Source organism: Pseudomonas sp. FP597 (assembly GCF_030687435.1).
GTDB lineage: Bacteria > Pseudomonadota > Gammaproteobacteria > Pseudomonadales > Pseudomonadaceae > Aquipseudomonas > Aquipseudomonas lactucae.
Map to the genome: position 1 here is coordinate 4,427,979 of NZ_CP117432.1, position 22,311 is coordinate 4,450,289.

General features: G+C 62.6%; 18 protein-coding genes. 6 read left to right on the top strand and 12 right to left on the bottom strand.

Annotated elements, in window-relative coordinates:
* Positions 1-42 precede the first annotated feature (42 nt).
* On the top strand, positions 43-423 hold the full coding sequence (locus PSH66_RS20165; RefSeq protein WP_305427526.1) for a cupin domain-containing protein: 381 nt from the start codon (positions 43-45) through the stop codon (positions 421-423).
* 37 nt (positions 424-460) lie between these two features.
* Here the strand turns inward: PSH66_RS20165 and PSH66_RS20170 are convergent, their stop codons facing one another.
* The 6 genes from PSH66_RS20170 to PSH66_RS20195 form a co-directional block, all read right to left on the bottom strand.
* The gene (locus PSH66_RS20170; protein WP_305427527.1) at positions 461-1,546 is read right to left on the bottom strand and encodes a GlxA family transcriptional regulator; all 1,086 of its coding nucleotides are present in this window, start codon (positions 1,544-1,546) and stop codon (positions 461-463) included.
* A 23-nt stretch (positions 1,547-1,569) separates the two neighbouring features.
* Complete coding sequence (gene gabP / locus PSH66_RS20175) at positions 1,570-2,976, bottom strand: GABA permease (RefSeq protein WP_305427528.1); 1,407 nt, start codon at positions 2,974-2,976, stop codon at positions 1,570-1,572.
* A gap of 150 nt (positions 2,977-3,126) precedes the next feature.
* Entirely contained in the window at positions 3,127-4,023 is an 897-nt protein-coding gene (locus tag PSH66_RS20180) for a LysR substrate-binding domain-containing protein (protein ID WP_305427529.1), read from the bottom strand.
* Positions 4,023-4,943, bottom strand: coding sequence for a LysR family transcriptional regulator (locus tag PSH66_RS20185; protein ID WP_141063222.1), 921 nt, complete (start codon positions 4,941-4,943; stop codon positions 4,023-4,025). The genes PSH66_RS20180 and PSH66_RS20185 overlap by 1 nt, the downstream gene beginning before the upstream one ends.
* A gap of 25 nt (positions 4,944-4,968) precedes the next feature.
* Positions 4,969-5,598 (bottom strand): glutathione S-transferase family protein, encoded by a 630-nt coding sequence (locus tag PSH66_RS20190; RefSeq protein WP_003175158.1) that lies wholly within the window; start codon positions 5,596-5,598, stop codon positions 4,969-4,971.
* A gap of 143 nt (positions 5,599-5,741) precedes the next feature.
* Complete coding sequence (locus tag PSH66_RS20195) at positions 5,742-7,793, bottom strand: pyridoxamine 5'-phosphate oxidase family protein (protein ID WP_305427530.1); 2,052 nt, start codon at positions 7,791-7,793, stop codon at positions 5,742-5,744.
* Positions 7,794-7,989: 196 nt separating this feature from the next.
* On the opposite strand from PSH66_RS20195, the gene PSH66_RS20200 reads away from it, so the two are divergent.
* The gene (locus PSH66_RS20200; RefSeq protein ID WP_003175160.1) at positions 7,990-8,448 is read left to right on the top strand and encodes a VOC family protein; all 459 of its coding nucleotides are present in this window, start codon (positions 7,990-7,992) and stop codon (positions 8,446-8,448) included.
* Between the two features lie 62 nt (positions 8,449-8,510).
* Positions 8,511-9,137: a glutathione S-transferase family protein gene (locus PSH66_RS20205; RefSeq protein ID WP_078733974.1), complete on the top strand. Its 627-nt coding sequence runs from the start codon at positions 8,511-8,513 to the stop codon at positions 9,135-9,137.
* 24 nt (positions 9,138-9,161) lie between these two features.
* Here the strand turns inward: PSH66_RS20205 and PSH66_RS20210 are convergent, their stop codons facing one another.
* From PSH66_RS20210 to PSH66_RS20220, 3 genes are all read right to left on the bottom strand, one after another.
* On the bottom strand, positions 9,162-10,898 hold the full coding sequence (locus PSH66_RS20210) for an OPT family oligopeptide transporter (protein WP_305427531.1): 1,737 nt from the start codon (positions 10,896-10,898) through the stop codon (positions 9,162-9,164).
* A 160-nt stretch (positions 10,899-11,058) separates the two neighbouring features.
* Positions 11,059-11,517 (bottom strand): transposase, encoded by a 459-nt coding sequence (locus PSH66_RS20215; protein WP_305427532.1) that lies wholly within the window; start codon positions 11,515-11,517, stop codon positions 11,059-11,061.
* Positions 11,518-12,868: 1,351 nt separating this feature from the next.
* Entirely contained in the window at positions 12,869-13,744 is an 876-nt protein-coding gene (locus PSH66_RS20220) for a hypothetical protein (RefSeq protein ID WP_305427533.1), read from the bottom strand.
* A gap of 126 nt (positions 13,745-13,870) precedes the next feature.
* On the opposite strand from PSH66_RS20220, the gene PSH66_RS20225 reads away from it, so the two are divergent.
* The gene (locus PSH66_RS20225) at positions 13,871-14,992 is read left to right on the top strand and encodes a lactonase family protein (protein ID WP_305427534.1); all 1,122 of its coding nucleotides are present in this window, start codon (positions 13,871-13,873) and stop codon (positions 14,990-14,992) included.
* A 114-nt stretch (positions 14,993-15,106) separates the two neighbouring features.
* On the opposite strand, the gene PSH66_RS20230 is transcribed toward PSH66_RS20225, so the two are convergent.
* From PSH66_RS20230 to PSH66_RS20240, 3 genes are all read right to left on the bottom strand, one after another.
* Positions 15,107-17,164 (bottom strand): methyl-accepting chemotaxis protein, encoded by a 2,058-nt coding sequence (locus tag PSH66_RS20230; protein ID WP_305427535.1) that lies wholly within the window; start codon positions 17,162-17,164, stop codon positions 15,107-15,109.
* 358 nt (positions 17,165-17,522) lie between these two features.
* The gene (locus tag PSH66_RS20235; protein WP_305427536.1) at positions 17,523-18,218 is read right to left on the bottom strand and encodes a tRNA (adenine(22)-N(1))-methyltransferase TrmK; all 696 of its coding nucleotides are present in this window, start codon (positions 18,216-18,218) and stop codon (positions 17,523-17,525) included.
* Between the two features lie 13 nt (positions 18,219-18,231).
* Complete coding sequence (locus tag PSH66_RS20240) at positions 18,232-18,942, bottom strand: FadR/GntR family transcriptional regulator (RefSeq protein ID WP_078733978.1); 711 nt, start codon at positions 18,940-18,942, stop codon at positions 18,232-18,234.
* Between the two features lie 335 nt (positions 18,943-19,277).
* On the opposite strand from PSH66_RS20240, the gene PSH66_RS20245 reads away from it, so the two are divergent.
* Positions 19,278-20,639, top strand: coding sequence for an MFS transporter (locus PSH66_RS20245; RefSeq protein WP_305427537.1), 1,362 nt, complete (start codon positions 19,278-19,280; stop codon positions 20,637-20,639).
* Between the two features lie 19 nt (positions 20,640-20,658).
* The gene (gene gudD / locus PSH66_RS20250; protein WP_305427538.1) at positions 20,659-21,984 is read left to right on the top strand and encodes a glucarate dehydratase; all 1,326 of its coding nucleotides are present in this window, start codon (positions 20,659-20,661) and stop codon (positions 21,982-21,984) included.
* Positions 21,985-22,311: the final 327 nt, after the last annotated feature.

A 22,311-nucleotide genomic window follows, 5' to 3' on the forward strand; every position in this document is an offset into this window, starting at 1 on the left:
ACTTGGTTAGCCTGGGATCTTTCACACACCAGAGGCTCCACCATGGTTCAGTCACAGCAGCCGGCACAACCGGTCAATCTCACACACAAAGCAGGGCTCATCGACCAGCAGTGGAGCCCCAGGGTCGTCGCCGAGATGAACGACTACCAGTTCAAGGTGGTGCGGATCGAGGGCGAATTTATCTGGCACTCGCACCCGGAGACCGACGAGGCGTTTCTGGTGCTCGAAGGCACATTGCGCATCGACCTGCCTGACGGCCCGGTGTACGTGGCGCCGGGCGAGCTGTATGTGGTGCCGCGTGGTGTCGAACACAGGACCGCCGCCGAAGGCGAAGCCAAACTGATGATGATCGAACCGCGCGGTATCCTGAATACCGGCCATGAAGGCGGCGAACGCACCGCCGTGAATGATCTATGGATCTGAAAACCGACGCGTTGCACCCGCCGACTTCCTCGCTGCCTCAACGTCGTTGAATCTGCACACTCGCAAACGTCGGCTCATCGCGCGCCTGTTCCAGGGTGTCCTTCGGCCGGGCCGGCGAAGGCGGATGCACCACCGGCCGAGTCGCCACCGGGGGGTGCAGGCGCATGTCGGAGCGTTCGTCACTGGGCGCTACGCAGAAGAAATCCCGATAGCATTTGGAAAAGTGCGGCGTGGACACGAAGCCACAGATCACCGCCAGTTCCACGATCGAAATAGGCGTTTGCATCAGCAGTTGGCGCGCACGGGTGAGGCGCAGCTTGAGGTAATAACGCGACGGCGTGCAGTACAGGTAACGCTGGAACATGCGCTCCAATTGGCGCCTGGACACTTGCACATAGGCCGCCAGGTCGTCGAGGTCGATGGGTTCTTCCAGGTTGGCTTCCATCAAGGCCACCACTTCCTGCAACTTCGGCTGTTGCGTGCCGAGCAGGTGTTTGAGCGGCACGCGCTGGTGGTCGCGTTCGTTGCGGATGCGCTCGTACACAAACATCTGCGATATCGCCGCCGACAGTTCGTGGCCGTGATCGCGGCCGATCAGATGCAGCATCATGTCCAGCGGCGCGGTGCCGCCGGAGCTGGTGAAGCGGTTGCCGTCGAGGGTGAACACGCTGGAGCTGACGGTGACCCGTGCAAAGGCTTCCTGCATCGACGCCATCAGTTCCCAATGCACGCTGCACTGGAAACCGTCGAGCAAGCCTGCCTTGGCCAGCGCCCAACTGCCGGTGCACACCGCGCCCAGGCGTTTGCAATGCACGCGGGCCTGGTTGCGCAGCCAGGCGATGTGTTCGGGCTTCACCGCCGTGTGGATCCCCACGCCGCCGCACACGATCACGGCGTCGAAGCTGTGCGGGGCCTGCGTCGAGGCATCCGGCGTGACCGGCACGCCATCGCTCGCCCACACCGGCTGGCCGTTGAAGCTGAGGGTTTGCCAGCGGTAGAGCTCTTCGCCGGCCAATTGGTTGGCCATGCGCAAGGGCTCGACCGCCGAAGCCAGGGAAATCAGGGTGAACTGGTCCAGCAGCAAAAAGCCGATGGTCTGGCAGGCAGGCGCGTCAGGAGCCATGGCCGATACTCCCCGGTGGGTGATCAGGATTGCCCCAGCGAAACCGGCTTGGCCGCCGGGCCATGCGGACGCGCTGTGATCAGGCCGATCAAGGAAATGACCAGCGCCAGACCAATGGTCGACGACACTTCGGTGCGGTGTTCCGGCGTGACCATCATCACCCCCAGCGCCAGGCAGATGAACACGATCACCAGGTAGGTCAGCCAGGGAAACAGCCACATGCGAAAGCTCAACTCGACGTTTTGCCGCCGCAGCAACCGACGCATGCGCAGTTGGGAAATGGCGATGACCAGATACACCAGCAACGCGATGGCGCCGGAACTGGCCAGCAGGAACTGGAACAACCCGGCCGGCATGAAGTAACTGAGCAACGTCACACCCGCGCCGATGATGGTGCTGGCGATCACCGCGGCCCTGGGCACGCCCGCCGCCGAGGTGCGTTTGAGAGCTTGCGGCGCGTCGCCGCGTTTGCCCAGGGAGAACAACATGCGCGAAGAGATGTAGATCGAGGAGTTCATGCAACTGGCCACGGCGATCAACACCACGAGGTCAACCATGAACTTGGCATGGGGGATGTTCATCAACTCCAGCGCACGTTGATAGGAGCCCACCGACGCCAGCAGCGGATCATTCCACGGCACCACGGAAATCACGATGGAGATCGACAGCAGGTAAAAAATGCCGATACGCCAGATCACCGAACGGGTGGCCTTGGCGATGTTCTGCGCCGGGTTGCTCGACTCGGCCGCCGCGATGGTCACCGCTTCGGTGCCGATGAAACTGAACATGATGGTAATGAACGCGCCCACCACCGCCGACAGGCCGTTGGGGGCGAAACCGCCGTGCTCCTGCATCAACCGGCTCAGGCCGCTGGCTTCGCGGTCGGGAATCCAGCCCATCAACACGCTGAACCCCAGGCCGATAAACCCGATGATGGCGATCACCTTGGCCATCGCGAACCAGAACTCGAACTCACCGTACTTGGCCACGCTGAACAGGTTGGTGATCACCAGCAGGATGATCGACAGCAAGGCGAACAGCCAACCATCCACCTGCGGGAACCACTGGGTGAGCACATGCCCCGCCGCCAGTGCCTCGATCGGGATCACCAACACCCAGAACCACCAGTACAACCAACCGATAGTAAACCCCGCCCAAGGGCCGATGGCCTGGTCGGCGTAGGTGGAAAACGAGCCGGTGTCGGGCCGCGCCACGGCCATTTCGCCGAGCATGCGCATTACCAGCACCACCAGCAAACCGGAGGCCAGATAGGCCAGCAACACCGCCGGCCCGGCGGCCGCGATGGCGTGCCCGGACCCGACGAACAACCCCGCGCCGATGATCCCGGCAATGGACAGCATGGTGACGTGGCGCGGCTTGAAGCCTTGCGCCAACTGAGCGTTGGAATCCATGGAGTTCAAGCTATTCATTGTTCTTGTTGTTCTCTGCGACCGAATGCGCACCACCTTAAGTGCGCTCGGCGATGCCCAAGTAGCCTGGTTGCGCCATTGTCATGCTTGATGTCGACACGCAGGCAATCCGCCCGCCCCGTTCGTGGGTGTCGGCGGCTGTCGGCTCAATCACAACGCCGGATGCTCGCGCAGGTGCTCGACCAGGAAATCAACCAGGCTGCGCACACGAATCGGTGCCTTGAGGCCTTCGCGATAGACCACCTGCACCGGCAGCGACGCGGTCTCGTAGGCGCCCAACACAGGGCGCAGCCGCCCGCTCTGCAAATAGTCGTACAGCGGATAACTTTCACACCGCACCAGCCCGGCACCCTGGGCGGCAGCACTGATGGCCGCCTGGACGGTGGAGCAACCGAGGTGAGGGCGCGCCTTGAACAGAGAGGTCTCGGCACCGACCTGGAACGGCCATTGCACCTTGTCCTGATGGGCCTGCACGGCGATCAGCCGATGCCGCAGCAGGTCCTCCGGAACCAGGGGCTCGCCATGGATGGCCAGGTACGCTGGGCTGGCGCAGACGATCGAGCGCACCTGCCCGACCGGGCGTGCGATCAATGAGGAACTGGGCAAATGGCCCATCACCACCGCCACATCCACGCCTTCCTCATGCAGGTTGACGACGCGGTCATGGTAATGCGCAAAGAGCCGCACCTGCGGGTACAGGTCCATGTAGCGTGTGAGCATCGGCGCCATGACATAACGACTGAACAGCAACGGCAGATGCACCCGCAGACTGCCTTGTGCCTGCACGTGCAAGCCCTTGGCGCAGACTTCGGCCTGCTCGATATCATCGAGGATGCGCGAACAGTCGGCCATGAACGCCGCACCGGCCTCGGTCAGCGCAACGCCCCGTGTGCTGCGTACCACCAGCGGCACGCCAAGCCGCGACTCCAGACGGGCGATGGCGCGTACCAGCGTCGGGCCGGAGACATTCAGAAAGCGCGCCGCCGAGGCCAGGCTGGGGCGCTGCGACAAGGCGCGGAACATCCGCATCTCATGGTAGCGGTCCATCAAGCGGCGCCAGGCTTCACAGGTTTGAGCCTGAAATCCTCGCGCAGGCGCTCGACCAGAAAGTCCACGCAGGTGCGCACCTTGGCCGGCACCCTCGGGGTGTTCTGGTACACCACATGAATCGGCAACGCGGCAGGCTCGAACGCTTCGAGCACCAGGTCCAGTTCGCCATCGGCCACGCGTTGCGCCACTTGATACGACAACACCCGGGTCAGCCCCCAGCCCTCACGGGCGACATGGATCGCCGCCTGGTTGGCGCTGACCACCAAGCGCGGCTCCACGCGCACGCTCAGTGGCCCGGCGTCACTGCTGAAGTGCCAGTCGCTCAACAACGTGCTGGCGCTGGACATCACCACGTTGGCGCGGCTCAAATCCTGTGGATGGCTGGGCCGGCCGTGCCGTGCGAAATATTCCGGCGCGCCGCAGATCACCTGGCGCACCTCGCCCACCTTGATCGCCTGTTGCTGGCTGTCGTGCAGATGGCCGATGCGGATGGCCACATCGACCCCTTCATCCGACAGGTTCACCAGCCGGTCGACCAGCAAGGCGTTGACCTGCACGGCGGGGAACAGGTCGAGGTAATCGGTCAGCAACGGTGCGATGTAGAGTTCGCCGAACAGCACCGGCGCGGTCACCGTGAGGTGACCGCGCGGCAACGAGTAGCCGCCCGAGGCGGATTGCTCCGCCTCGTCCAGTTCACTCAGGATACGCCGACAATCTTCCAGGTAGCGCTGGCCGGCTTCGGTCAGGTGCAGGCTGCGCGTGGTTCGCGCCAGCAACTGCGTGCCGATGCGCTCCTCCATGGCCGCAATGGCCCGCGTCACGCTCGGCGCGGAAATATGCAGGCGACGCGCTGCGGCGGCGAAACCCTCTTCTTCCGCGACGCTGACAAACACCTGCATTTCTTGAAAGCGATCCATGGCAAACCCGTTGTGGTGGTGTGAATCACGCCTGTTGCAGGCCTATCGCGGTGCGCTGCATGCCGACAAAACCGGGCAACGCTTCAACGCTGCTCAGCCACGCACGCACCTGCGGGTAGTCGCTCAAGTCGACATTGCCTTCCGGCGCGTGGGACACGTAAGTGTAGGCGGCGATATCGGCGATGGTCGGCTTGTCGCCGGCCAGGAACGCACTGTCGCCCAATTCTTGCTCCATGACTTTGAGCAAGGCATGGGAGCGCGCGATCGCGTCCTCGGCGTTATACGCTGCCCCGAACACTGTGATCAACCGCGCCGTGGCAGGACCCGCACTGATCTGGCCGGCCGCTACCGACAACCAGCGCTGCACCTTGGCCTGCGCCAGCGCATCGGCGGGCAGCCATTGACCGTTGCCATATTTGACGGCGAGGTAGGTGAGGATCGCATTCGAGTCGGCCAGCACCGTGCCGCTGTCGTCAATCACCGGCACCTGGCCGAAGCGATTGAGGGCCAGAAATTCGGGGGCCTTGTGCGCGCCGTTGGCAAGGTCCACCGAGATCAGCTCGACGGGCAAGCCCAGCAACGACAGCATCAGCTCGACCCGATGGGCGTGGCCGGACAGGGGGTGGCGGTACAGTTTGATCGCGTTCAGGGACATGACGTGCTCCATTACCAAGGTTGGGTTGACGACGCGTTGTGCGTCGGTGGCGCTATGTTCAGCTACGGCGTTCAACAGCGGAATAACCACGGTTTACAGTTCAGCATTTCAGAATCCGCAACAATCGACGGCACGGCGGGCGCTCAGATATCCAGCACCAACGGCTCACTGCCCTGGGCCGGCACGGCGCAGCAGATCAACACTTCGTTGTGTGCCAAAGGCTCGGCCGGGGTGTTGAGGTAATGCACCTGGCCACGGCTCAAGGTGGATTTGCAGGTACCGCACGAGCCGCCGCGACAACTGAACTCCGGGTTGAGGCCACGGGCTTCGGCCAACTCCAGCAAGGTGCCGGTGCCGGGTTCCCAGCGCGCTTCCTTGCCGGAGGTGGCAAACAGCACTTTCACCGGTTCGCTGGAGACCGGCGGCTGTGGCGGTGCCGTCACGCTGACCTCAGCGTCGCGCACCAGCGTGGACGGCCCGAAGGTTTCCGCATGAATGCGCTCGTCCGGGATACGCAAACCGCGCAGGCCGTCGTACAGCGCCTGGGTGAAGGTACCGGGGCCGCACAGGTAATAGTCGTAGTCGTCCAACGGCAGCACTGACTTGAGCAGCGCGAGGTCGATCCTGCCCACCGCGTCGTAGCCCTCCCCCGGCCCCGAACCAGGCGCCTGACTGACGACCCGCAGCCAGCGCAGCTTGTCGCCGGCCCGCGCCACCAAGGCCTTTAGCTCATCGGCGAACGCCAACGCCTCTTGGGTGCGTGCGCTTTGGATCAGCCAGGTCGGGCGCATGCGGTTGATGCGCTTGCCCTCGTACACCACCTCGCGCAGCATCGACAGCAATGGCGTGATCCCCACACCCGCGCCCAGCAGCACCAACGGTCGACGCTCGGCGGGCCGCACCGTGAAGTGCCCCTGCGGCGCCCGCGCCTCCAGCCGATCGCCGACCTGAAGCTGTTCATGCAAGTACGACGACACTGCGCCGTCGCGCTTGACGCTGATGCGCAGGAATTCATCGGATGGCGCACTGGAGACGCTGTAGGTGCGAATCATCGTCCCCGCATGGCCCGGCAACGTCACGCGCACCGGCAGGTGTTGCCCTGGCACATACACGGGCAGCCCGGCACCGTCGTCGGCATGCAGGTAAAACGAGCGGATGTGAGCACTCTCATCAACCACCCGCGCCACCCGCAGCGCCCGCCATTGGGCGCTGAGGGCCTGGGCCTTGAGCCGTTCGGCGGTCTGTGACCAGTTACCCGTCATCAATGAACTGGGAGACACCCCTTCGGCCTGGTCCTCCCAGCGCAACCCGAGCGCGGCCTTGCGGTAGACGCTGCGTTGCGGGGTAAACCGCCACAGCCGCTCGGCGCCCTGGAACGCGGCGATTTCAGGGTCATCCAGCAGCACCTGGGCGCTGCCGCTCATCTGTAGCAAGTCACCGCTGCCAAAGTCGACGAACGTCAGGCCAGCACGCGGGTTCAGCAAAATATTGCCCAGGGTGTTGAAGAACAGGTTGCCGGAGAAATCCGGAATGGTCAGGCTGCCGTCCGCCTCCATGCGCACGAAGCCCGACAGCCCGCCACGGTGGGATGCATCAACCTGCGTCTGGCCGTCACGGATCACGTAAGTGGCCACGTAGAATGAGTCCGCCGTGGTCACCAGGCGTCGGATCAGCGGGTCGTTGGCAGGTAATTCGATGGCCGCGCCGGGCAGCTCGTCGACCACTCGGTATTGACGCAGGTTGATATAACGCGGGCAGTTGCCGTAGGCCTGGGTGACTTCGATCTCAACGCCCTGCTTGAGTTGCCGACGCACAATGCCGTTCATGCGGTTCCGGCGTCGGGTATGCAACTCGATGCCCAGCATGCCGATGGCGTCCCCTTCGCCCAAGCCTTCCTGGGCCGGGTCCTGGGGCTGTGGCGCCAGCGCAATCCGCAGGGTATGCGGGGTGGGTGAGTGCATGAAGCCCGGCTGCCCGCTGCGCAGGGTCACCCACACATCCCCCTGGCGATCCACACTGCCCAGCACCACAAAGGGCAGTTGCCCATAGAATTCGCGGTGCTGGTCCGGCATCCAGTCACGAGCCATTTGCCGCTGGCCCACGCCGGCCATCATGTCTACCGCGCCAACCGTGCGTTGCAAGGCCAGCTCGCCTTCGTGCCAGGGTGAGGCCGGCAGTGTCGAGATCTCGTCCATTGGTGCTCTCCTCGGTCGCGCCTCGGGTTAAGCAAGCACGGCGCGCGGTTGGATTTTTGCGCTATCGGGTCGTGGACGGAACCTGCACGAATGGCAATTCAGTGTTTCAGTGCCTGAAAGGATGTCGGCGAGATGGGATATCCCTGTGATACCTATCGTGGTTACGATGGTCGTCGATTCGTAATGGAGGCACACCATGGACCTGAAATTCAGTCACGTCGACGTACTGGTCGCCAACCTTGAAGAGGCCTGTACCTACTACGCGCAAATCCTCAAGGCGCGTATTTCCAAGACGTTCGTCTGGGACCGTGGCGGCCTGCATGTGCGTTATGCCGTGGCGCTGATGGGCCAGGAGCGCTTCATGCTGGTTCAGCCGATCGCGGGCAACCTGCGGGAGCTGTTGGACGCCCATGGCGAAGGCATGATTTATCGCCATTGCTACACGACGCCGGACATTGAGGTCGCCTATGACGAACTGATGGCCTCGGGCGTGCAACCCGAAGATGAGAACGGCCGGCCACTGGCGAAGGCAAACCTGCAAACGCCGGCCGGCGGGCGCATTATCTGGCTGCCCAAGCGCTTTGGGCATTTCTCCATCGAGATTCTGGAAGAGAAAGGCCTGGAGGCTTTCATCGAGGCGGCGTTTGCCGATTGAGGGCACTCTGCGCCCGCACAGCAGTCTGTTCCTACACCTACCCCTTGCCCGTCGGAGTTCCCATGATCATTGTTCACCACCTCAACAACTCACGTTCGCAGCGCATCCTCTGGCTGCTCGAAGAGCTTGGCCTGCCCTACGAAATCAAGCGCTACCAACGCGACCCGAAGACCAACCTCGCACCGCCTGAACTCAAGGCGATCAATGCGCTGGGCAAGTCGCCGGTGATCGAAGACGCAGGCAAGGTGGTGATCGAGTCCGGCGCCATCGTCGACTACCTGATCCGCCGTCATGGCGCAGGCCGTCTGCAACCGGACCCGGCGAGCGCGGACTACGATCAGTACGTGCAGTGGCTGCACTTCGCCGAAGGCTCGGCCATGCTGCCGCTGATGCTCAACCTGTACGTGGGGCGGCTGGGTGATGCCGGTGCGCCGTTGCATCCGCGGATTGAATCGGAAGTGGCCAACTACCTCGGTTATCTCAACGACGCGCTGGCAACGACGCCGTACCTTTTGGGCGATGAGCTGAGCGGCGCGGATATCCAGATGAGCTTTATCGGCGAAATCGCCAAGGCCCAGGGCAAGCTGCAGGCCTACCCGCATCTGGCGGCGTGGGTGCAGCGGTTCCAGGCGCGGCCGGCGTATCGACAGGCGCTGGAACAGGGTGGCGAGTATGCGTTTGCCAAATAGATAACAGGCACTCAGTTGTGGCTGCTATCGGAGCATCTGCCACAACGACGCCCCTACCCCGGTGATGCTCTCCCCGGCAATCAACCCCGCCGCTGCGGTAATCGCGAAGCGCTCGGTGAGGCTCGGCCAGCGGCAGCTCACCAGCCAGGTCAGTATCGCGCCCAGCGCCATCATCAGCGATACCGACGCTGGCAACACAAAGGCCAGCCCCAGTGCGGCGGCACTGGGCAGGTAACGGGAGCGGTGCGCGGGCAACAGGCTGTCAAACGCCCCCAATAGCACGCCTAGCACCGCGCCAATGGCAATCGCCCAGCGGATACTCAGCGACAACGAATCCAGCCCATGGGTGAGGGTTTGCGCCACGGCTTTCCAGGTCGCCACCGCCGGTGCCGGCCATTGCTCGGTGAGCAACATGGACTGCGGATCGGGAATCAGCGCCAGGTAGGCGAACACGCCGACGATGCTGCCGATGAAAATCCCCAGGATCTGCGCGATCACCTGCTTGTGCGGCGTGGCGCCAATCGCCTTGCCTACCTTGAAGTCGTTCATCAGGTCGGTGCACTGTCCGGCCGAGCCGCCGGCGGTGTTGGCGCTCATCAGGTTGATCGGCACCTGGCCGGGCGCGACGATGCCGAAACTCAGTTGGGACAATTGCCCGATGGCGCCAATCGGCGGAATGCCGGTGGCTCCCACTACACGGGCGGCCACCGCGGCCAGGCAAATCGCCAAGGGGATGGTCAATAACGCCATCCACAGGTTGATGCCGAACAACAGCGCCTGCAGGCTCACCACGAATGCAATCGACAACACGAAGCCTGCGGCAGGCCCAGGTTTTGGCAGGGTCCAGATGGCGCCGCCGTCGGCCTTGGTGGAGGTGCGCAGCGCCCACAGACGGATCGTTAACGACGCCAACGTCGAACACACCATCAGGCTCACGCCCGGCCACAGCAGCCACTCCACCAAAGCGGCGAACTGCGGGCCTGTGCTGCCTGGCGGCAAAGTCACCAAGCCTTGCGCCAGTAGCCAAGGACCCAGGCCGCCCCAGGCGAGCAAGGCACCGAGCAACAGGGTCAGGCCGACGCGAATACCGATGATGCCGCCAAACCCCAGCAGCAACAGTGAAGGATCGGCCGTGAAGGTCAGGCGCTCCAGCTGGGCCGTTGGCGACAGGCGCGGGAAGGCCCAAATAAAGGTATCCACCCACTTCACCAAACCGGACAACAACGCGGCGCTGAGCAACACCTTAAGGCGTGTCGCAGCTTCGCGGCCGTGGTTATAGATATGCAGCAGGGTTTCCAGAGTGGCCATGCCTTCGGGGAATTTCAGCGCCTTGTCATTGAGGAGCGACGGCCGCAGGTACCAGGCGATCCAGATGCCCAGGAAACTCACCGAAAACACCCAAGCGATCATCGGTAGCGCGTCCAGTTGGTGTCCGGTCAGCAGGGTGTAGGCCGGGATCGGCGCCACCAGCCCGCCTGAGATAATTGAGGCGGCGGCCGAAGCGACTGTCTGGTTGATATTGCTTTCATGCAGCGTCCACGGCAGTTGCCCGGACGAGCGCTTGGCCAGGCCCTGAAAGATCGCATACCCCACCAACAGAGCAATGATCGACATGTTGAACGACCAGCCGATCTTCAGGCCGGCGTACACGTTGGAAGGGGTGAGCAGGATCCCGAGCAGCGTCCCCATGATGACGGCGCGCAGGCTGAGTTCGCGTTCGACGGGGGCGTGCCGGGCAATGGCTGGCGAGGCTGAAAGCATGCGGATTCCTTTCGGCGATGAAACAGGGCGACCTGACAAGTGAGCCCTGTAGAGCGCGAAAGGTTCCTGGGCCAGCCGCTGACACACCCGCTTTTGTGGTGAGCGGGCTTGTCCCGCTCACCACAGAGACCTCAATCCCCACAAAAGCCCGCTCCCCTCTTCAAAGCCACGCAGCATCCCATAGCGAATAATCGCCTACCCGCTCCACCAAACCGGCTCGCAACGGGTTGGCAATGATGTAACGCGCCATCTTGCGAATATCATCCTCTGCACGCACCGCTCTATCGTGATAACCGGGTTGCCAGACACGCTCCTTGCTTTGACGGCGCCGGTTGATGTTTAGCGTACTGCGCGACTTGGTACGCCGCATCACATCGGCCAACCCCTGCTGCTTCAACTCGAACAACCAATGGATGTGGTCGGGCATGATGACCCAGGCCAGCGAATCGACCAGCCCCAGTTCGTGAACCTGCCGGAACTCGGCAACCAGCAGACGACCAAGATAAAGGTCCGTAAACAGGCGCTGACGATGATGAACGACGAGGGTGATGAGGTAGCTGCGGCTATATTCCGAGTAACGACCGTGACGCAGACGGTGTGATTGAGGCGTAGGGCGCATTCCGTTGCTCTTGAGAGTCCTGAAGAGCTTTAACGCTAGCGCGTGGCGCGTAACGACCCCGTATCGCTTGATGACCGAATGTATCCGTACCTTGTAGTGAGCGGGCTTGCCCCGCGCTGGGCTGCGAAGCGGCCCCATCCAAAACACCGTGTACTCCAGGTCAATCGCGGTGTCGGGTTTTGGGGCTGCTGCGCAGCCCAGCGCGGGGCAAGCCCGCTCACTACAGAGACCTCAATCATCCTATAGACTCAATCACCACCGCAGTCCCAATCATCACGAGTGTGACGACCCCGCATCGCTTGTTGACCGAATGTATCCGTACCTTGTAGTGAGCGGGCTTGCCCCGCGCTGGGCTGCGAAGCGGCCCCATCCAAAACACCGTGTACTTCAGGTCAATCGCGGTATCGGGTTTTGGGGCCGCTGCGCAGCCCAGCGCGGGGCAAGCCCGCTCACTACAGAGACCTCATTCATCACCACCGCAGTCCCAATCATCACGAGTGTGACGACCCCGTATCGCTTGTTGACCGAATGTATCCGTATCTTGTAGTGAGCGGGCTTGCCCCGCGCTGGGCTGCGAAGCGGCCCCATCCAAAACACCGTGTATTTCAGGCAAACGCGGTATCAGGTTTTGGGGCTGCTGCGCAGCCCAGCGCGGGGCAAGCCCGCTCACTACAGAGACCTCAATCATCCTATAGACTCAATCACCACCGCAGTCCCAATCATCACGAGTGTGACGACCCCGTATCGCTTGATGACCGAATGTATCCGTACCTTGTAGTGAGCGGGCTTGCCCCGCGCTGGGCTGCGCAGCAGCCCCATCCAAAACACCGTGTATTTCAGGCAAATCGCGGCATCAGGTTTTGGGGCCGCTGCGCAGCCCAGCGCGGGGCAAGCCCGCTCACTACAGAGACCTCAATCATCCTATAGACTCAATCACCACCGCAGTCCCAATCATCACGAGTGTGACGACCCCGTATCGCTTGTTGACCGAATGTATCCGTACCTTGTAGTGAGCGGGCTTGCCCCGCGCTGGGCTGCGAAGCGGCCCCATCCAAAACACCGTGTACTTCAGGTCAATCGCGGTATCGGGTTTTGGGGCCGCTGCGCAGCCCAGCGCGGGGCAAGCCCGCTCACTACAGAGACCTCATTCATCACCACCGCAGTCCCAATCATCACGAGTGTGACGACCCCGTATCGCTTGTTGACCGAATGTATCCGTACCTTGTAGTGAGCGGGCTTGCCCCGCGCTGGGCTGCGAAGCGGCCCCATCCAAAACACCGTGTACTTCAGGTCGATCGCGGTATCGGGTTTTGGGGCTGCTGCGCAGCCCAGCGCGGGGCAAGCCCGCTCACTACAGGTACCCGTTTGCCTTCTCCAACAGCCGCTGCACCCACGGCGCATCCTGGGTATTCACCACGCCATAGCGGTCCGGGGGAAAGAATCGCCAGTGATGTGCAACGTCGGTCAGGCGCTTGAGTTCATCGCCCGACAACCAATAGGCGGTGTGGGTCAGGGGCATCGATTCGCCGTCAAATCGACGACCCAGTACCAGGTTGGTGCGGGGCGCAAAGGCAATCGCCAGGTGCTGGCGGGGTTGCAGTTGTCTGTCCGCTGGCGGCATGTGCCCGACCCGGTTGTAGGTGAAGTCGCCGGGGTATTCGTCCCTGATCACCAGCCAGTGCCCCGCCGTGGTCATGGCGATAATCCATTGCGACACCCCGCTGCTCTGGGTGCGTTCAAGACGGCCGTTTTTCCATTGCATGAGGGCGTTGCAGTCCGGATCGAAATCCGAAGCCCACAGGCTGGTGGCCGACACCAGGGTGTGGCGTTCCAGCTCGATCACGCCCTGGTCCGGCATGGCTTGCCAGTAAAGGTTGATCGGGTCATGGGTATCGCGGCGGTAGTTACGCAGCGCCCAGGCGGCGGTGAATACCACCCCTGCCAGCGCCTGCCAGCCAAACGAGTCACCGATGAGGCGATCGACGTCCAACCCCGCCTCGAACACAGCGCGATACAACAACAGGCTGAGTAAAAACACCAGGCTCGGCAGGTAGAGTCCAAAGCACAACGGCGGCGTTAACACGACAATCCAGTTGAAGCGGTGCCCGCTCGCATGCTCACGGGCCCAGGCCAGTTCCTGGGCGAGTATCGGCGCCTGTTCGCGCGGGCCAATGCCGGGATCAGGTGTATAGAAGCGCCAGTAGCGTGCGTTGGGATCGTCGTTCATGGCCCGCATCATGCCCGTGTGAGGCACCAAGATGAAGAAGTAAGTGAGCCGACCAAACAGCCATTGCCGAGATCCACGCATAGTCATACGATGACTGACCACAATCAAAACAATAAAGGTTCGCTCATGAATAAGCCCCTCATCCTGGCCGCCGCCATTGCCTGCGGCCTCGGCGCACATGCCAGTGCCGCCACCTTTGCCTACATCTCCAGCCCCGGCGATGGTTTGATTTCCCAGTACCGCCTCGACGAAAGCAACGGTGCGCTGAGCCTGGTCGAGCAGGTAACGGCGGGTGATCAGGTCAACCCCATGGCGCTGAGCCCGGACGGCAAGACCCTGTTTGCCGCGTTACGGGTCAAGCCGTTTCAGGTGCAGGCGTTCAGCATTGACCCGGCCAGCGGGCATTTGACGCCAACGTCCAAGGCACCATTGGCCGACAGCATGGCTTACCTGGCCACCGACCGTGCCGGGCGTTATCTGCTCGCGGCGTCCTACGGTGCCGACCTGCTCAGCGTGCAGCCGGTCGACAAGGCCGAACCAATCCTCACCTACAAGACCGGCCTGCACGCGCACTCGCTGCGTACCGACCCGAGTAATCGCTTTGCCTACGCGGGCAACCTGGGCACCGACCATGTGCTGCAATACCGCTTCGACGCCAACACCGGCGCACTCACGCCGATCGGCACGGGCTTCGTGAGCGTGCCGGCCAATACCGGCCCTCGGCACCTGGCGTTTTCGGCCGATGGCAAATACCTGTATGTAGTCGGCGAAATGAGCGGCACCGTGACCGCGTTCGCCATCGACGACAGCACCGGCGCGCTGACCCAGATCGGCGTGGCCAACGGCATCCCCGCGCGCTTGAACCTGGCCCACGGCGAAGTGCGCGACGCGCGTAACAATGATTTGAAGGACGACCCGACGCCACGGATCTGGGCCGCCGACCTGCGCCTGTCGCCGGATGGCAAGCTGCTGCTGATGAGTGAACGCACCAGCAGTTCGGTGTCGGCGTTTGCGGTGGATACGGCCACAGGCGGCCTGCGCTTTCTCGACAATTACCCGGTGGCCGAGAAACAGCCACGCAATATCGCGTTTTCGCCCAACGGGCAGTGGTTGTTGGTGACGGGTGAAAAAAGCGACACGGTCGGTGCCTATGCGGTCAGCGCCAACGGGGCGCTGAAACGGGTGGCGCAAGCCGCGTCGGGCAAGGGGGCGTTGTGGATTGAGGTGTTGCGTACCCAGGCGAAGTAACCCTCAGTACCATTCGCGAACGATGCAGCTCAAAAATGTGTGAGCCGGGCTTGCCCCGCTCACCACAACAGCAAATTCGCCATGGACCTTTCGCTCTTCGGGCGATTTTGACCTTCAGCCCAAACGAAACCGCGCGGTGTTGTCGCTCAACGCCTGGCTGCCCTTGCTCAGGGTGTCCGCCGCGCGATTGACTGCCCGCGCGCCGTCCAGCAAGCGCCCTGCCGCCTGGTCGACCTGCTGGATATTGCCGCTCACTTCGTCCGCCGTCGCCGCTTGCTCCTCCACCGCCGTGGCAATTTGCGCCAGGGTGTCGGTGACGTTCTGCACCGCGCCGGCAATCTCGCCCAACCGCGCGCCCAGGCCGGTGACGGATTCAGCATCGGTGAGTGCTTGTTCGCACGCGGCGCCCATGAGGGTGACCGCCTGGCTGACAGTCGCACGCAGGCTGTCCACGGTGCCGGCGATCTGCGCCGTGGAAGCCTGGGTGCGTTGTGACAGGCTGCGCACTTCATCGGCCACCACCGCAAAGCCCCTGCCCTGCTCACCGGCACGCGCCGCCTCGATCGCCGCATTGAGCGCCAGCAGGTTGGTTTGTTCGGCAATGCCGCGAATGGTGTCGACCACCGACTGAATCTGCTGCCCCTGCTGACTTACTTGCTGCAACGCCTCGGCGGTGTCGGTGAGGCGTTGGTTAAGCTGCTGGATGCTCGCCGTGGTGCGCTGGCTGTCGCGGCTGCTGTCTTCGGCGATGCGCCGGGTTTGCTGGGCGCTGCCCGAGGCCTGCTCGCAGTTTCTGGCGACGCCCATGGACGTGGCGGCCAACTGCGTGGCGGCGGCGGCGATCTGGCTGATCTGATGTTGCTGGTCTTCGACTTCGGTGAGGGTGCTGCCCGATTGCGAATTGAGCGTGAGCACGGCAGAGCCGAGCTGCTGAGTCTCGTGATTGACCCCGAGCAGGCTGGTGCGCAGTTGCACCACCGCCACGTTCAATGCCGTGCTGATGACGGCCAGTTCGTCGCGCCCCTGCACCTCCACCTCCACACACAGGTTCCCGTCGCGCAGGGATTCGGCCAGGGTGGTGATGCCACTGGCACTGCGGCGGATGGAGGCTTGCAGGCACATGAACAGGTACAGCGCGGCCAAGGCCAGCAGGCTGAACGTCAGCGCCAGGGGAATGAAGCGCTGGTTGGCGTGGTTGTGGTAGTAGCTCAAGCGCGCGTCCAGGGAGGTGAGCGACTGCACGCGCAGCGCGCCGAGCGAGGCGAGCGTGGCGTCGACACTGCGCTCGAAGCTGGCGGTGTCAAGCTTGATACTGCCGCCGAACACGCCGTCATCGAGCACTTTGAGTTCGTTATCCAACAGCTGCAGGCTGTTGTCGTACTGCGCGGTCCAGGGTTGCATGCCGTCGAACTGCTTGGCTTTGAGCGCCGTCGCAGCCTTGGCCAACTGATCGCGCGCGTCGCCAATGCGGCTGCGCAGGTCGCGCATCTGCAAGCGGCTTTGCAGGGTGAACTGCCCGGACGCAATGGATGACTGCCCGACACTCGCCATGCGGCCGATGCGCTCGATCAGGTCCGGCGTCTGTTGCGTGCCCATCTGCATCAGCATGTAGGTTTCCAGCCAGGGATCGAGAATCAGGCCGGCGTCCAGGGTGATCTGCTCGCGCAGGGTCTGCATGGCGCTCAGGGCCGAGGTGAAACGGTCGTAACCGTCCGGCCACCAGCCCACGGTACGCAGAGACTCGGAGTCCATGCCCTTGACCGTGGCCTGCAACGCATCGAAGCGCGCGAGAATATCGGCGCTGGCGTTCTGGGCTTTGAGTGCCTCGCCCAAGGCTTGCAGGCTTTGCTGGATCAGCGGGAAATTGGCATCGACCTTGTCCATGGCTGCCTTCGCCGCCGGCGTCGGGGCGTGCAGGATGTCCGCAGCCTTCCAGCGCGCGGCCAGGTTGCGCTGCGCGGTCAGTTGCCCGTCCAGCGTGTCCAGGGCCAACAGTTGGCGAACGCCGGACTGCTCGTTGGAAATCACGCTTAATTTGTCGCGATAGTCCTGCCCGATCATCCACAGGCTACCGGCCAGGGGCAGCATGAACAGGAAAAACAGAATCTGGAATTTACGTGCGAATCCGAAACGTCCGAGCAGGCGGATACCGGGTGATAACAAGCTGTGCATGTCCGACCACTCCCAAAAACAACCCACACAATTAAATGGCGGGCCAAGCCTTGAAATGACTAACGGCAAAATGCCATGTCATTGATTAGCTTGGCACTAGCAAGATACGGGCCGCCGGCACGGAGCCCCGAAACAGGGCGCTCGGTGTGCTTATGGAGCCGGTGGCGCGCACGAAAACGGGGCAAAAGCACTCAGCGTCGACAAAGCCGCTGTAACCGACGGAGACGCTGCCCGAGGTGCCTCCCTGAACACCTTCAGTCACAGACACGTTATCGGCCGCGAACCGATCAAACTTGAAGGGCTGGACCTGTGATTCGCAAGGCCGGTTGCAACGCCCTATTTGGCGTGCATGTAGCGATCAAGCCAGCAATTGAGTGATCCACCGAATCTGCCGGGCAATCTCTTGCAGCTTCGCCTCGGGTACCGTCTGCCGCGCCTGTTCAAAGCCGGCCAGGGTCTTGCGCTTGAGGCGCAACGCGCGCTGCCACTTGGCCAGGAAGACCGGTGTGCGCGCCTGCAATTGCAGCGGGCCGAAATACAATTCTTCAGCGCTATACACGGCCGGCTCCGAGCGCTCGGCAACGATGATTTCGTAGTAAAAACGCTGTTCGTGCAGCAGGTCTTCACTGACGATACGGTAGCCGTTGCGCATCAACCACGCGCGCAGCGGTTGCTCGCCACCATTGGGTTGCAGGATCAGTCGTTCATCGCCGCGCAGGTAGGACTTGCCAGCTTCGAGAATGTCGCGGATCGTCTCGCCGCCCATGCCGCACAGGCTGACGACGCTGATGCGGTCGTCGGCGCCGATGGCTGACAAGCCATCCGCCAGGCGCACGGTGATCTGCGGTTCCAGGCCGTTGTCCCGCACGGTACGCTCGGCCGCCTGGAACGGCGTGGCGGCCACCTCCCCCGCCACGGCCGCCTCGATCACGCCACGGCGCAACAACGCCACCGGCAGGTAGGCGTGGTCCGAGCCGATGTCGGCCAGGCGCGCGCCGTTCGGGACATACGCCGCCACGCGCTCCAGACGCTGGGACAATGTGTGTTCGTTCAACCTCGGGTCCTTGTCATTCGCCGGAAAACCGATCCCGGCTGTTGGTCAGGTGCAGCACCATTGCCGCCCGCGCGGCGTCCGGGTCCTGGCGTTTGATCGCATTGTAAATGGCCTCATGCTCCAGGTTCGCCAATTGCCCAAGCTTGGCAAAGTCCGCACCGCCGCGTTCGGCGCCCTTGACCTGGGTACGCGGAATCATCGCATTGCCCAGGTGCTGCATGATTTCGCTGAAAAACGTATTGCCGGTGGCCTCGGCGATCAACTGGTGAAAGCGCTTGTCCTCGTCCACGCAACTGTCGTTGTTGGCCAGGGAAGACTGGTAATCATCCAGCGCCTGGCGCATGTGGGCCAGCTGCGTATCGCTGCGGCGCAGCGCGGCCAGTGCCACCGCTTGTACCTCCAGGCCCAGGCGCAACTCGAGCATGTTGCGCACACTGGCGACCGTGTCCACATGCAGGCGCAAACCTTGTTGGGCGCGCGGTTCCAGCACGAAGGTGCCGATGCCGTGACGCGTCTCCACCAACCCCGAGGCCTGTAACTTGGACAGCGCCTCGCGCACCACCGTCCGGCTGACGCCGTGTTCAAGCACGATGGTGGATTCGGACGGCAATTTTTCACCGGGTTTCAACTGCCCGAGCAGGATGCGCTGGGTCAGGTCGTCGACCACGCCTTGGGCCAGGTTGCTGGAACGCTTACGCATGGGCGACGGGCTTTCATTGGGCATTGCGACAAGTCCACGGGGCTGGGCTGGAGGGAGCTTAACACTCTGATCGGTGACATCGCTGGGGATTTAGTAAAGCGCTCAACTTGTATGACAACTAATCTATAAACGCTTCCTACCGGTCAGCATCAAAACCATCACGCCTAATAAAAAACCCTCTAGCCCCGGCATAAGACCCAATGAACATTGACAAATAACCAAAACACCCATCCAAACGGCCGCCTTATAAAAATAAAAAGCACCAGCCCGGATTGCGGCTCCTGGAGAAGCACTTGTATGATGTCTATCAACAAGACACACAAACCCGCATAAAAATAATCCAGGGGGAGTTTTGAATTGTGACTAATTCAATCCACGCAGCTACCGCTCCAAGCAGTGATCCGGTCCTCGCACGCGCCGTGCGCAAAGTGAAGGGCCACGTGCTCCCACTGTTCGTGATCATGTTCATCCTCAATTACATCGACCGGGTCAATATCGGCTTTGTGCGCACGCACATGGAGCATGACCTGGGCATCGGCGCGGCGGCCTATGGCTTCGGTGCCGGGCTGTTCTTCATCGGTTATGCGCTCTTCGAAGTACCCTCCAACATGCTGCTGCAGAAGGTCGGCGCGCGTATCTGGTTGACCCGCATCATGTTCACCTGGGGCATCGTCGCGACGATGATGGCGTTCATCCAGAACGAAACCCACTTCTACATCCTGCGCTTTCTGCTGGGTGTGGCCGAAGCCGGTTTCTTCCCTGGGGTGATCTACTACTTCACCCGTTGGTTGCCGGGCGTGGAGCGCGGCAAGGCCATTGCGATTTTCCTCAGCGGCTCGGCAGTAGCGTCGTTGATCTCGGGCCCGCTGTCGGGGGCGCTGTTGCAGATCGAAGGCTTTGGTTTCCACGGCTGGCAATGGATGTTCGCCCTCGAAGGCCTGGCCTCGGTGGTGATCGGCTTTTTTGTGTGGTTCTGGCTCGACTCCAAACCCCACGATGCCAAATGGATGACCCGCGAAGAACAGGACGCACTGGTCGACGCCATCGACGAGGAACAACGCCAGCGCGAGGCGCTGACCAGCGTCAAGCCAACCCTTGGCAAGCTGCTCAAGGACCGTCAGATCCTGCTGTTTTGCGCGCTGTACTTCTGCATCCAGTTGACCATTTACGCGGCGACTTTCTGGCTGCCGAGCATCATCAAGAAGATGGGTGATTTGAGCGACGTGCAGGTGGGCTTCTTCAACTCGATCCCGTGGCTGATCTCGATCATCGCCATGTATGCCTTCGCGTCGCTGTCGGGCAAGTTCAAGTTCCAGCAGGCCTGGGTGGCGGCAGCCTTGTTGATTGCGGCGGCGGGCATGTTCATGTCCACCACCGGCGGGCCCATTTTCGCGTTCGTGGCGATCTGCTTTGCGGCCATCGGTTTCAAGTCGGCGTCTTCGCTGTTCTGGCCGATCCCCCAGGGCTACCTGGATGTGCGCATCGCGGCGGCAGTGATCGCGCTGATCAACTCCATCGGCAACCTCGGCGGCTTCGTCGCACCGACCACTTTCGGCTTCCTGGAACAGACCACCGGTTCGATCCAGGGCGGCCTTTACGGCCTGGCCGGCACCTCGGTACTGGCGGCGATCCTGGTGTTCTTCGCCAGGACCGCGCCCTCTGCCGCAATGCATTCGCCAAGCGCGGCGCCCACCGGCGCTGCCGCCAGCAAACCTCTTTGAGCACTTAAGGAAACTTGCCATGAATACCCCAGTTGTCACGCACTTGCAGGTCATTCCCGTCGCCGGCCACGACAGCATGCTGCTTAACCTCAGCGGCGCCCACGGGCCTTATTTCACGCGCAATATCGTCATCCTCAAGGACAGCTGCGGCAACACCGGCGTGGGCGAAGTGCCCGGCGGCGAGCGCATCCGCGAAACCCTGGAAGACGCACGCAGCCTGGTGATCGGCCAGCCGATCGGCCACTACCAGCGCATTCTCAACCAGATGCGCAACACCTTTGCATCACGCGACGCGGCCGGGCGCGGCCAGCAGACCTTTGACCTGCGCATCACCATCCACGCCGTCACCGCGATGGAAGCCGCCCTGCTCGACTTGCTGGGGCAGTTCCTCGAGGTACCGGTGGCGGCCCTGCTCGGTGAAGGCCAGCAGCGCGACGCGGTGAAAATGCTCGGTTACCTGTTTTATGTCGGCGACCGCAACGCCACCGACCTGGCCTACCGCAGCGAAGCGGACGCCGACGACGATTGGTTCCGCCTGCGCCATGAAACCGCCCTCACCCCCGAGGCCGTGGTGCGCTTGGCCGAGGCCGCCAAAGCCAAGTACGGCTTCAATGACTTCAAGCTCAAGGGCGGTGTACTGAGTGGCGACGCGGAAATCGAGGCGGTCACCGCCCTGGCCGAACGTTTCCCCGATGCACGCATCACCCTCGACCCGAATGGCGCCTGGTCGCTCAAGGAAGCCATCCGCCTGTGCCGCGACCAGCATCACGTGCTCGCTTACGCAGAAGACCCGTGCGGCGCCGAAAACGGTTACTCGGGCCGCGAAGTCATGGCCGAATTCCGCCGCGCCACGGGCCTCAAGACCGCCACCAACATGATCGCCACCGACTGGCGCGAAATGGGCCACGCGATCCAGCTGCAATCGGTGGACATCCCGCTGGCCGACCCGCACTTCTGGACGATGCAAGGCTCGGTGCGCGTGGCACAGATATGCCATGAGTGGGGCCTGACCTGGGGTTCGCACTCCAACAACCACTTCGACATTTCCCTGGCCATGTTCACCCAGGTGGCCGCCGCCGCGCCGGGCGACATCACCGCCATCGACACCCACTGGATCTGGCAGGACGGCCAACGCCTGACCCGTGAACCACTGAAAATCGAAGGCGGTTACGTGAAGGTGCCGGCCAAACCGGGCCTGGGCGTGGACATCGACATGGACGCCGTGGCCAAGGCCCACGAGCTGTACCAAGGTATGGGCCTCGGCGCGCGGGATGACAGCGTGGCGATGCAGTTTTTGATTCCGGGGTGGCGTTTTAACAACAAACAGCCTTGCCTGGTGCGCTGAGCAAGCGGTGTTGGATCAGATCGAGTACATATCCGTTTCTGCGGTAACGGCGGCTATAGGTTCCGCCCTTACGGCGGCTCACTTTTGAACAGCCGGAATGCCGGCCCAGTCAAAAGTAAGCAAAACGCTCTTTGCCCCAACACTCGGCACCTCGCTTAGGCTCGGTGTGCCCGTAATCCGACATTGATTTGGGGGGCCGCCGCCCCGCGCCATCCATGGCGCGGGGCGGCTAAACCGGCATCCCTGCCGGTTTGCCCCCCAAATCAATATCGAATTGCGGCCAGCGTGTTTGACGGGGCGCCTGAGATCAAGATCAAAAGCCAGAGC